Raw genomic sequence first — 11,474 nt, forward strand, 5'->3', positions numbered from 1 at the left:
CGATTTCTCCACGCTGGCGCTCGACCAGCAGGTTCAGCATGTGCAGAACGATGCCGGCCGCAGCGCGATGGACAACATCACCCGCGCCGATCCGAGCCGGGTCTGGACCGTGCGCGAAGTCGCAGAACATGTCGGAATCGGCGGCATCGGCCCGGTCATCGTCGGCACGCCTGATCATGTCGCCGACGAGATCGAGGCCTGGTTCGAGGCAACCGATGTGGACGGCCTCAACATGCCGTTCGCGGTCTCGCCCGGCGACTTCGCCGACATCGCCGACATGCTGGCGCCGGAGCTCGTGCGGCGCGGACGTTACAAGGCCGCGTATGCGGAAGGGACGTTGCGCGAAAAGCTGTTCGGACCGGGGCGCGCGCGACTCTCGGCGCCGCATCCAGCCGTGCAGTATCGGCCGGGCGGCGCAGCCAAGGCTGCAGAATAGAGATCGTCATTGCGAGGCGCTCCCGTCGTAGGGGCGGGCAAAGGCGCGACTTCGCGCCGTGCCCACCATCCGAACGCGATTGAAAAATGGTGGGCACGCTTCGGTTTGCCCACTCTACGATCCCTGCATCTAGCTGCAAGCGATGCTGTCGATAACCGCGAGCTCACATCGCGGGCATGGGGCCCGCGTGCCGGGCGGGAACGACTTCGTCGGGCCCCAGCGGCAGCGTGAATTGAAAGACGGCGCCGCGCGGCTCGTTCGGACCGGCCCACATCCGTCCGCCATGCACTTCGATGATCGAATGGCAGATCGCCAGCCCCATGCCCATACCCTTGGATTTCGTGGTGAAGAAGGCATCGAACAGGCGATCCATCGTCTTGGGATCCAGTCCCGGACCAGAATCCCGCACACTGACGATCACGCTGTTCGCGGCATTTCCGCCGGTACTGATCACGAGTTCCCGTACCGCCTGGCCCGCGCCGCTCATCGCCTCGATGGCATTCATGATGAGGTTGAGGATCACCTGCTGCAACTGGACCCGATCCGCTCGAACGACCGGCAAACCCTGGGCGAGCTGCGTTCGCACCGCGACGTTGTTCTTCCCCGCTTCGGTGCGAGTCAGCGTGATGACCTCGAGCACCACCTCATTGATCTGGACCTCCTCCTTCCGTGGCGGGGCCTTTTTGACCAGGGCCCTGATCCGTCCGATAACGTCACCGGCGCGCAGGCCGTCGTCGACGATCAAACCGAGGCTCTGCCGGACCTCCTCAAGATTTGGCGGCTGAGCCTCCATCCACAGGAGTCCGGCCTGGGCATTGGTGACCACGGCGGCGATCGGCTGGTTGACCTCATGGGCGATCGAGGCCGCCAGCTGACCCATCGTGGTGACCCGATTGGCATGCGCAAGCTCCATCAGAGCTTCCCGATATCGCCGTTCATTCTCACGGGCCTCGGCTTCCGCCCGCTTGCGCCCGGTCAGATCAAGGACAAAGCCGACGCCGCGATCTCTGCCGACTTCGAACATCGCCCCGCCCACGAGCACCGGAACGCGGCTGCCGTCTTTCCGAACGTACTCCTTCTCGAGGGGCGAGATGGTGCCCGTGCGCTTCATCTCCGCAACGTTACGCGCATCCAAAGCGTGCCATTCCGACGGCGTCAGCATCGTGCGGTTCAGCCGCCCTGCGGCGAGATCCTCGCGGTCATATCCCACAATACGCAGGAACGCGTCATTGGCTTCGAGAATGCGGCCTTCGGCCTCCCAGATGATGATCCCGATGATATTGGATTCGAACAGACGCCGGATCTTCCTGTCGCGCTCTTCGAGGTAGCCCTGGAGCTGGAGGTTCTCCTCGATGGTTTCTCGCCGCCGCGTGGCCTCGAAGCGCGCGAATGCCAGCGCCACGCCTGCGAATGCGGCGACGATGGCAACGGCAGCGGCGATGAGCCAGGTCGCGCGCCCTTCGAGCGTCTCGGCGCGCTTCTCCCGCGTGACTTGCAGCAGGCTCTCATAGTCCTTGATCAGGTCGATCTGCAATCGGATATCGTCCATGCCGCGGACCATCGCCTGCGCTGCCGATGCCGCGCGGTCACGGGTCGCCGTTTTGACGATGTCGTCGATCTCGCGCAGCTTTGCTGAAATGATCAGGGCCAGATGCCTGGCACGAAAGTTTTGCAGTGGATCGTTTGCGACCAGACCCTGCAACGCCTGCGCCTCCCGGCGTACCCCTTCGTCCGAGACGCCGTAAGCTTTGAGATATTTGGTATCGAGGGTCAGCAGAAAGTTGTGCCTTTCGTCCTCCAGGTCTGCGATGATCGTTCGCAGCCGATCCAGCGTATCGATCACCTGACGGCCATGCTCGAGCGAGAGATTGACCGCCTGTCGGTCGCGCCAATATTGCAGGCCGAGAAAACCGACCGCTGCAAACAGGGTCAGAAGCACCACGGCCGCCGGAATCAGCGGACGCGCATACCACCGGGAAGAATGTTCCGGAGCAAGGATCGGCATTGACCGTGGCGTTCTCGATGCCCGCTTGATCGGCGCATCTGCTGGTGCCGACGCCAACACATTGTTAGAATGGGCGTCAGCGCATTGGAAACATAACAAACATAAGCCGGTCCACCCAGTAAGCCGGGACCCTGCAATCACAAGCGCGCATGTTACGCCGGCCTCGGAGTGCCGCGAAGTGACAGATCCGGTTCTGCTCGCATTCTGCAAATGTCATCCATAGTTACGGGAGCACCACCATGGCTTCTGATGGAAACTCATTGAAAGTTCGGACTGCGACAAGTCGGCGCAGCTTCGTCAAGGGGCTGAGCGCTGCAGGGGCGATCTTGCCGGCCTTGACCATGTTACCGCGCACGAGTTCCGCCCGGGATGCCGCCGCAGCCTATGCCAGCGCTGCGATCGATTGGAGGAAATTTGCGGGGACGACGATCACGCTCGCGGGCGCGGTCCACCCATGGTCGAATGCGATCGCTCCACTGTTGCCGGATTTCAGCAATCTCACCGGCATCAACGTCGTCAGCGACTTCCAAATGGAAACCACCTATCTGAGCGCGCTCCCGATCCGCCTTGCGCGCGGCGACAGCACGCCCGACGTCTTCATGTACACGACCTATGGACAGGGCATCACCGGAGGATGGCTCGAGCCGCTGAACGCCTATTACAGCAACAAGGCGCTGACCGATCTTGCCTGGTATGACGAGAGCGACCTACTCAAGACGGCGCGCGCATTTCCGGTGTGGTCGAACGGCGAACGGTACGCCTTCCCGATCACCTCGGAGGCGATGACGCTGTTCATCGACCGGGACGCGCGGGCCGCCAAGGATCTGCCGATCCCCCAGACGTTCGACGAACTGCTGGCGACCGCCAAGGCGCTCAAGACCAATGAGATGTCGGGCATCGCGATGCGGGCGCAGGCCGGCGGCAACTCCTCCCCGCCGGCCATGGGTTTCGTGTTCTCCTATGGCGGAGACATCGTCAAGTACGGCAAGGCCGCTTTCGCGTCTCCCGAGGCGATCGCGGCCGTCGATATGTACGGACAAATACTCAACCAGGCCGGTCCTGCCGCCATCGGCAACTATGAATGGTACCAGGTGCTCGATGACTTCCTGCAGGGCAGGACCGCGATGGCCATCGACAGCAGCAATTTCGCGACCGACATCTCCAATCCGGCGAAGAGCCGCGTCGCCGGCCAGGCCGAGTTTGCCGTGTTTCCACATCTCCCGGGTCGCCAACCCGTGCCCTTCATGTCGCATTGGCAGGCGTGCATCAATTCCAAATCGAAGAACAAGCAGTCCGCTTTCCTGTTCCTGCAGTGGGCGACGAGCAAGCCGACCTCGCTGCAGACCGCAGCGGCGGGGCTGGCGACGACCCGGGTGTCGGCCTGGTCGAGCGAGGGTTTTAGGAAGGCGTTCGGCGCGCAAGCCGCTGAGGCGGCGCTGACCAACCTGCAAGATGCCGATGTCGACCGCGCCAAGGCGATCCTGTTCCATCAGCAACAGAGGATCCTCCTCGACGCCTTCATGATCGGCGTCAACGAGGTGGTCTCCGGCGCGAGATCCGCGAAGGATGCCATGACCGCCGCCGCCGAAACCGCCAATGCGGCGATCCGCGGATAGGCGCACAAATTGTAGGGCGGCAACGGCGCGGCTTCGCGCCGTGTCCGCCATCTTTCCGCAAGCGTCACCTTGGCTGGTGGGCACGCTTCGCTTTGCCAACCCTACGTTTTCTTTTCGTCCTTTCGCCTATAACGAAAGTCGCAATGACTGGCGCCTTGCATAGTGGTTTGCGTGCGCGTCAGCGCGACGTCGTCGCCGAATCCCTCGGCCAAGGAAAAGTCTGCGCTGCACACGAAGAGAAAGCCGAGCTCCGGCTCGCCGAGCGCCTTGTAAAACTCGGCATAGCGGCAGCGCGAGACATCGATCGCGAAGGTATCATCGGATTGCTCGCGGACGTCATAAGCGAGTGCGTCGCCGGCGGCATAGGTGCGGAACGCCGACGCCATGGTCTCTCCGAGGTGCTTGTCCGGCCTGCTCTGCCAAAACGCTTCGCCGAAGCGGCGATACGTATCGGCCAGCGCCTTTCGCACCAGCGCATTGGCACGCGCCTCGCCCAGTTCGGCCTGCAGCGCTTTCACCAGCGGAACCAGGACCTGCGCCTGAATCTTTGCCTGCTCGATGACGGATACGGTCATGGATGGTCACCTCGGAAAGGTAGTGTGGGCAAAGGCGAAGCTTCGCGCCGTGCCCACCGTCCGGAGCGCGTTTCCAAGACGGTGGGCACGCTTCGCTTTGCCCACACTACCGTTTCACAGTTAGCGTCATTGCGAGGCGCAAAGCGCCGAAGCAATCCAGCTGAGAGATTTCTGGATTGCTTCGCTTCGCTCGCAATGACGATCAAATGTTGTCACACCGCTCCATCCACCATCACCTCGATCAGCTTGGCGCCGGGCCGCGCGAACGCATCGGACAGTTTTGGCTGCAGCTCGCCGGGATCGCTGATCCGCATCGCCTCGAGTCCGAGCGACCGTGCCATGGCGGCAAAATCCACCGGCGGATCGGCAAAGTCCATGCCGACATAATGATCGTCGCCATGGAAGGCGAGCAGCCGCTGCTTGATGATACGGTAGCCGCCATTGTTGGCGATCACGACGTTCAGCGGCAATTTGTGATGCGCGGCGGTCCACAGCGCCTGGATCGAATACATCGCACTGCCGTCGCCGGAAAAACACACGACCGGCCGGGTCGGATGGGCGAGGCTGACGCCGACGGACGCCGGCAGGCCCCAGCCGATGCCGCCCGAGGCCAGCGCATGATAGCCGTAGCGCTCGCGATGCGGCCGCAGGCTGAGGATCTGCCGCCCCGAGGTCAGCGCTTCGTCGACCAGGATCGCATTGCCAGGCATCGCCTCGACAAGGTGCAAAGTGAGATAGTCCGGATCGATCGGCGATTTGTCCCTGGCCCGCGCGATCTGCTCGACCAGCGGCTGGCGCCGCGCACTCCAGTTCTTCAATGCAAGCTCCGAAAGCCCCTGGCGCGCGCGCGTCTCCAGCGCGGCGCCGCCGGCGGCCTTCAGCGCGGGCAGCAGCGCGCGCAACGTCTCCTTCACGTCTGCCTTCAGCGCGATCTCGGCGCCGTAATTCTTGGCCAAGTCCCAGTCGACCAGGCCGATCTGGGCGATCGACAGGCCCTCCGGCCTCGGATCGACCTCGCTATGGACCGACATCCGCAACGGATCGGCGCCGAGCACGATCATCAGGTCGAAGGGCGACAGCACCTCGCGTACCTGCTTCTGCAGCCGCGACAGCGCGCCCATGAAACACGGGCTTTCGGAGAGGAAATGCGCGCCATAGGGCGTCGAGCATTGATAGGCCGGCGCCCCCAGCATCTCGGCGAGCAGCGCCGCTTCTGCCAGCGCGTCGCTCTTCACGACCTCATCGCCGGTGACGATGACCGGGCGCTGCGCCTTGAGGATGCGCGCAGTGAGCGCCTGCAGCGCCTCATCGGACGGCCGGACACGGGCGTCGACGCGCGTCGCGCGTCCAAGGTCAAGCCCGGCTTCGGCGTTGAGGATGTCGCCGGGCAGCGAGATGAACACCGGTCCCGTCGGCGGCGCGGTCGCGATTTTCGCGGCACGGCGCACGATCCGCGGCAGATCTTCCAGCCGCGTCACCTCGACCGCCCATTTCACCAGCGGCTCGGCCATCTGCACCAGCGGCCCATAGAGCACCGGCTCCGTCAACCCGTGACCCTGCTCCTGCTGGCCGGCGGTCAGGATCATCGGCGTGCCGGTGAAGCACGCGTTGTAGAGCGACCCCATCGCATTCCCGAGGCCCGGCGCGACATGGACGTTGCAGGCGACGAGTTGTCCTGAGGCGCGGCCAAAACCGTCGGCGATCGCGACCACGAGGCTTTCCTGCATCGCCATCACATAGGTGAGGTCGGGATGCTCTTTCAGCGCATGCATGATCGGCAGCTCGGTCGTGCCGGGATTGCCGAACAGATGGGTGATGCCCTCGTCCTTCAGCAGCGCGAGAAACGCCGAGCGCCCGGTGATGCGGTTCTTCATGTCGCCTCCCTCCCCGCGCGTCCGTTGCGCCGGGGTTTTTGGCATCATGCTGATCCGGACGGCGAGATCAATGGAGGCGGCTCATGGCTGCCCTGCAGGAGCGAACACGCGCCCGACCAGGCGGCGCGATCTCGCCAAATCATCCGCGACCGATTAGCATCGGCAGAGCGCCGCTGGGGGATTTCACCATGGCCTATGACGAGGAAACCGCCGAGCGCGTCCGCAGACTGCTCTCCGCGCGACGCGACGTCGTCGCCAGGAAGATGATGGGCGGCCTGTGCTTCATGGTCGGCGGATCCATGTGCTGCGTCGTCAGCGGCAAGGGTGGCCTGCTGGTCCGCGTCGGGCCGGACGCGTTTGCGCGCGCCCTCGGCGAACCCTATACCGCGCCGATGGAAATGCGCGGCCGCGTCATGACTGGCTATGTCCGCGTCGCACCGGACGGCTACCGCACCGACAGCATGCTCAAAAAATGGGTCGAGCGCGGCGTGGCCTTCGTAACGGCAATGCCGAAGGACGCGCCGAAAAAGACCGCGGCGAACAAGAGCGCTGCAAAGCAACCTGCTGCAAAGCCGAAGCCGCCAAGACTCGTGCAATGGCAGGCGAAGAAAAAGAAGGCCAAGAGATGAGCCGGCCGCCCCAAGCGCGCAAATCGTCTCCGCGGGCTAGAACATCCCTTCCCGCTCGGGCTGCTTCTTCTTTTTCGAGCGCTGCCACACCACGCCGGGAAAACCCTTCAGCGGCACCAGCGGCTCGCCGGTATAGGCCCAGTCCTGCAGCTCTTCGATGGCGATGTGGTAGAGCGGCTGGCGCCCGGTACGCGAGGAGAACAGGGCGCGCGGAATGTTGACCATGTGCGGCGAGCGCGCGCGCTCGTAGAAGACCGGCGTGCCGCACGTCGCGCAGAAGCTGCGGACAGTTTTCGTCGCCTTGTCCTCGAAGCGGCTGATCAAGTCCTCGCCTTTGTTGATGCGAAGCCGCTTGCGCCAGCTCCCGACATAGGTCGCATAGGCTGCGCCATGGGCTCTGCGGCTGGCGGCGGAATGGTCGTGCCAGGCCCAGCGCGCCGGCACGTCGATCTCGAAGGCGACGCTGCCGCACAGGCATTGGCCGGCGGCGGTCCCTGCTGCGGGCGTGGCTTTGGCCATTAGAACTCTCCGTCGTTCCGGGGCGCGCTGAAAGCGCGAACTATGGTGCGCAATTGCGCACCTGAGAACCTCGAGAGTCCGGGTTCGATGCTTCGCATCGCCCCGGCATGACGGACGAGTTTTCGCTTCGCTCGCAATGACGCCTGATTAGGCCGGCGCCAGCCCGTCGTAAACCGGGTAATCCGTATAGCCCGCATCTTCGCCGCCATAGAAGGTCGCGCGGTTGTAGGGCGTCAGCGGAAAACCATGCCGCAGGCGGCGCGGCAGGTCGGGATTGGAAATGAAGATGCGGCCGAACGCGACCGCATCGGCATGGCCCTGCGCGACCGCCGCCTCCGCGGCCTCGCCGGAAAATCCGCCGGCCGCGATCAAGACGCCCGTCCAGACCGGGCGGAACAGCAGCATCGCCGACGGCACGTTCTGCCAGTTGACCTCGGCGCGGCCGGCGCCGCTCGAGCGCGGCTCGATCAAGTGCAGATAGGCGAGGGCGAGCGGATCCAGCGCGCTCACGACCTGGGTGTAGAGCGGCATCGGGTCGGCCTCGCCGCTGCCATTGGCAATGCCATAGGGCGACAGCCGCACGCCGACCCGGTTTGCGCCAAAAATTGCGATCGCCGCCTGCGTCACCTCCAGCAGCAGCCGCGCGCGGTTCTCGATCGATCCGCCGTAACGGTCGGTGCGCTGGTTGGAGTGCGACTGCAGGAACTGCTCGATCAGATAGCCGTTGGCGCCGTGGATCTCGACGCCATCGAACCCCGCGGCAAGCGCGTTCGTCGCCGCCTGTTTGAAGGCCGCAACGATGCCAAAAATCTCGTCGGTCTCCAGCGCACGCGGCGTCTCATAAGGGACGACCTTGCCGTCCGCGGTCATGGCCTTGAACTCGGATGAGATGGCGATTGCCGATGGCGCTACCGGCAGCGCACCGCCGGGCTGAAATGACGAATGCGAGACGCGCCCGACGTGCCAGAGCTGCAGAAAAATGATGCCGCCCTTGGCATGGACGGCATCGACCACCTTGCGCCAGCCTTCGACCTGTTGCTCCGACCAGATGCCGGGCACGCCGGGATTGCCGAAGCCGGTCGCCATCACGGGCGATGCCTCCGCAATGATCAGCCCGCCTGACGTCGCGCGCTGGGCGTAGTAATCCGCATTCAGCGGTCGTGGCGCGAGCGACGGCCGCGCCGCGCGCATCCGCGTCAGCGGCGCCATCACGACGCGGTGTGCGAGCTGACAGGCACCGATCTTGAGCGGTGAAAACAGATGCGGAAGGTACATTGATTGCCCCGAAGCGATCTTTTAGAGGATGGGTATCATACAGGAGGGCCCTTTTGACACAAAACAGGAGTGGCCGGTGCAAAGCGGCCACTCCTGAAGAACGTCGTTCTCCCTCTTCCCGTTCTTACGGGTGGCGCTAGCCGGTCTTCACCCAGACCGCCTTGACGTTGAGATATTCTTCCAGGTGCTGCTTGCCGGACTCGCGGCCATAGCCGCTCATCTTATAGCCGCCGAACGGCACCGCGGGGTCCATCGCCTGGTAGCAGTTGACCCACACCGAGCCGGCGCGCAGCGCCTTGGCGACCTTGTGCGCCTTGGAGACATTGGTGGTCCATACGCCCGAGCCGAGACCGAAGGTCGTGGCGTTGGCGCGCCGGACCAGCTCGTTGGTGTCCTTGAAGGAGATCGCCGAAATCACCGGACCAAAAATCTCCTCCTGCGCGATCCGCATGCTGTCCTGGACATTGGCAAACACGGTCGGCTGCACGAAATAGCCCTTTGACAGCGGTCCCTCGGTGAGCCGTCCGCCGCCGGCGACCGCACGCGCGCCCTCCTTCTGGCCGATGTCGAGATAGCCGGTGACGCGGTCGAGCTGCTGCTGCGACACCAGCGGACCGATCTGCGTCGCCGGATCGAGCCCGTTGCCGACCTGCAGCTTGCGGCCGAACTCGGCGACGCGGCCGACGAACTCGTCATAGACATCAGCTTCCACGAACAGCCTGGTGCCCGCGCTACAAATCTGTCCGGAATTGGCGAACACCGCCATCGCCGCGCCCGGTACGGCGGCATCGAGATCGGCGTCAGCGAACACGATGTCCGGCGACTTGCCGCCGAGTTCGAGCGAGACGCGCTTCAGATTGCCGGCGGACGCTTTTACAATCGCCTGTCCGGTGACGTGCGAGCCGGTGAAGGCGACCTTGTCGACGTCGGGATGCGACGAGAGCGCGGCGCCCGCGGTCTCGCCGTAGCCCGGCACGACGTTGACGACCCCCGGCGGAATGCCCGCTTCCATGCAGAGCTCGGCGAGTCGCAGCGAGGTCAGCGGCGCCTCTTCGGCCGGCTTCAGCACCACGGTGCAGCCGGTCGCGATCGCCGGCCCGATCTTCCAGATCGTCGCGGCCAGCGGACCGTTCCAGGGGATGATGGCGCCGACTACGCCGACCGGCTCCTTCAGCGTGTAGGAAAAGATTTCGCCGGGCAGCGAGTTCTCGATGGTCTCGCCATGCAGCGCGGTGGCCTGCCCGGCATAATAGCGCAGCATGCCGAGCACGCGCAGGCGGTTGCCGCGGGTGCGGCTGATCGGCGCGCCCATGTCGAGCGTGTCGAGCTGCGACAATTCCTCAAAATGCTTTTCCACGAGATCGGCGAGCTTGAGCAGAAGATGCTGCCGCTCGAACGGTTTTGTCTTGCTCCACGGCCCCTCGAAGGCGCGCCGGGCGGCGGCGACGGCGCGGTTGATGTCCTCTGCGTCGCCCTCGGCGACGGTTGCGAGCAGTTCGCCAGTTGCGGGATTGTGCGTCTCGAAGGTCTTGCCGGAGGCGGCATCCACCCACTGGCCGTCGATCAGCATCTTCTTGTAGGTGCCATCCGCGTAAGGATGGCGCGTGATCGGAATTGCCTGTGTCACAGCCATGCTGCTCTCCCTCGAAGATTGTTCGCTCGAGACTGCGATCTGAGTCGATCGCCAAGCCGGATCGTTATGGTCGCGAATTTATCGCGCCACTTTGGGTCGGTAAAGCGGACGGCACGAAGGTCTCCCATGCACCTCGGCATCGCCACTGTCACGGCGGCGTCAGCGTCAGCAGGCGTCGCACCAGGGAGAGCGCGGTTTCGGTGGTCGGATCGGCAAAGATGACCGGGACGGCGATCAGGCTGAGATCGATCGGATCATGGGACAGGATGATCAAATGGGTGGCGCCGCGCGACGTCATCAGCGACATCATGCGCTCGACCGCCGGATCTGATGATGCGAGGCCCCAGGGCTGCTCGGAGCGGCGCAGCATGCGACACGTCGCGAGAAAACCGCGCAGGACGGGAGGATCATAGGCTGCGAGCTGGTCTTCCGACACCCGCTCGGCGCTCTCGAACATCGGATGGCGCGCGAGCTCCGCCAACAACTCGGCCTGCGGCAGCGAGCGGCCGGGGGTTCGACGATTTCGGGGGACGAGCCCCGGGTGGGTGCGCAAGGAAAGGTCGATGTCGGACCGGCCGAACGCTCGGCCTGCGAGCGCGCAGCCTGTTCTCGGCCGTGCACGGGAAGGTGGCGCTGGGTCTGGAGCAGAAGCTGGTGGCGGTGCCGATCCGCGCCTTGCGGCAAGAGATCGCAGCCATCGTCTGCGCGATGGTGAAGGGACTCGTGGCGCAATCGGTGGCATAAGTCCGATCGACAAAGAACCAAAGCAGAAAAGCCCGGAGCGTGCCGATGTCCCACCCTGCGATGTCGTCAGATCATGTTGCGGTCATCACCGGAGGTGCTTCCGGCATCGGGCTGGCCGCTGCGCTGCGCTTTGCAGGCCTCGGCATGAAGGTCTGTATCGCCGACATC

At 64.4% G+C, this 11,474-nt stretch carries 8 protein-coding genes and 5 pseudogenes; 5 read left to right on the forward strand and 8 right to left on the reverse strand.

The window, feature by feature from the left end:
• Positions 1-436: pseudogene (locus JOZ76_RS29185) on the forward strand (5,10-methylene tetrahydromethanopterin reductase); the annotation flags it as partial.
• A 163-nt stretch (positions 437-599) separates the two neighbouring features.
• On the opposite strand, the pseudogene JOZ76_RS29190 reads toward JOZ76_RS29185, so the two are convergent.
• Both JOZ76_RS29190 and JOZ76_RS29195 read right to left on the reverse strand, forming a co-directional pair.
• Positions 600-1,847 (reverse strand): annotated as a pseudogene (locus JOZ76_RS29190) (sensor histidine kinase); the annotation flags it as partial.
• 126 nt (positions 1,848-1,973) lie between these two features.
• Positions 1,974-2,441, reverse strand: a pseudogene (locus JOZ76_RS29195) (CHASE3 domain-containing protein); the annotation flags it as partial.
• Between the two features lie 341 nt (positions 2,442-2,782).
• Here JOZ76_RS29195 and JOZ76_RS29200 point away from each other — a divergent pair.
• Positions 2,783-4,057, forward strand: coding sequence for an ABC transporter substrate-binding protein (locus tag JOZ76_RS29200; RefSeq protein ID WP_291704637.1), 1,275 nt, complete (start codon positions 2,783-2,785; stop codon positions 4,055-4,057).
• Between the two features lie 101 nt (positions 4,058-4,158).
• On the opposite strand, the gene JOZ76_RS29205 is transcribed toward JOZ76_RS29200, so the two are convergent.
• Positions 4,159-4,632, reverse strand: a complete 474-nt coding sequence (locus JOZ76_RS29205) for an L-2-amino-thiazoline-4-carboxylic acid hydrolase (RefSeq protein WP_291704626.1) — start codon at positions 4,630-4,632, stop codon at positions 4,159-4,161.
• Between the two features lie 212 nt (positions 4,633-4,844).
• Positions 4,845-6,506 carry a thiamine pyrophosphate-binding protein gene (locus JOZ76_RS29210; RefSeq protein WP_291704628.1) on the reverse strand — a complete coding sequence of 554 codons (1,662 nt, stop codon included), beginning with the start codon at positions 6,504-6,506 and terminating at the stop codon, positions 4,845-4,847.
• 83 nt (positions 6,507-6,589) lie between these two features.
• Here JOZ76_RS29210 and JOZ76_RS29215 point away from each other — a divergent pair, with 83 nt between their 5' ends.
• Positions 6,590-7,135 (forward strand): TfoX/Sxy family protein, encoded by a 546-nt coding sequence (locus JOZ76_RS29215; RefSeq protein ID WP_291704630.1) that lies wholly within the window; start codon positions 6,590-6,592, stop codon positions 7,133-7,135.
• A gap of 36 nt (positions 7,136-7,171) precedes the next feature.
• Here the strand turns inward: JOZ76_RS29215 and JOZ76_RS29220 are convergent, their stop codons facing one another.
• The 4 genes from JOZ76_RS29220 to JOZ76_RS29235 all read right to left on the reverse strand — a co-directional run bounded on the left by JOZ76_RS29220 (position 7,172) and on the right by JOZ76_RS29235 (position 11,046).
• Positions 7,172-7,654 (reverse strand): GFA family protein, encoded by a 483-nt coding sequence (locus tag JOZ76_RS29220; protein WP_291704632.1) that lies wholly within the window; start codon positions 7,652-7,654, stop codon positions 7,172-7,174.
• A gap of 147 nt (positions 7,655-7,801) precedes the next feature.
• Complete coding sequence (locus JOZ76_RS29225; RefSeq protein WP_291704633.1) at positions 7,802-8,929, reverse strand: alkene reductase; 1,128 nt, start codon at positions 8,927-8,929, stop codon at positions 7,802-7,804.
• A 136-nt stretch (positions 8,930-9,065) separates the two neighbouring features.
• Positions 9,066-10,562, reverse strand: coding sequence for an aldehyde dehydrogenase family protein (locus JOZ76_RS29230; protein ID WP_291704635.1), 1,497 nt, complete (start codon positions 10,560-10,562; stop codon positions 9,066-9,068).
• A 148-nt stretch (positions 10,563-10,710) separates the two neighbouring features.
• Positions 10,711-11,046 (reverse strand): hypothetical protein, encoded by a 336-nt coding sequence (locus JOZ76_RS29235; RefSeq protein WP_366113664.1) that lies wholly within the window; start codon positions 11,044-11,046, stop codon positions 10,711-10,713.
• Between the two features lie 98 nt (positions 11,047-11,144).
• Here JOZ76_RS29235 and JOZ76_RS29240 point away from each other — a divergent pair.
• Positions 11,145-11,306, forward strand: a pseudogene (locus tag JOZ76_RS29240) (TetR/AcrR family transcriptional regulator); the annotation flags it as partial.
• 45 nt (positions 11,307-11,351) lie between these two features.
• Positions 11,352-11,474 (forward strand): annotated as a pseudogene (locus tag JOZ76_RS29245) (short-chain dehydrogenase); the annotation flags it as partial.

Source organism: Bradyrhizobium sp., from assembly GCF_019244115.1.
Lineage (GTDB): Bacteria > Pseudomonadota > Alphaproteobacteria > Rhizobiales > Xanthobacteraceae > Bradyrhizobium.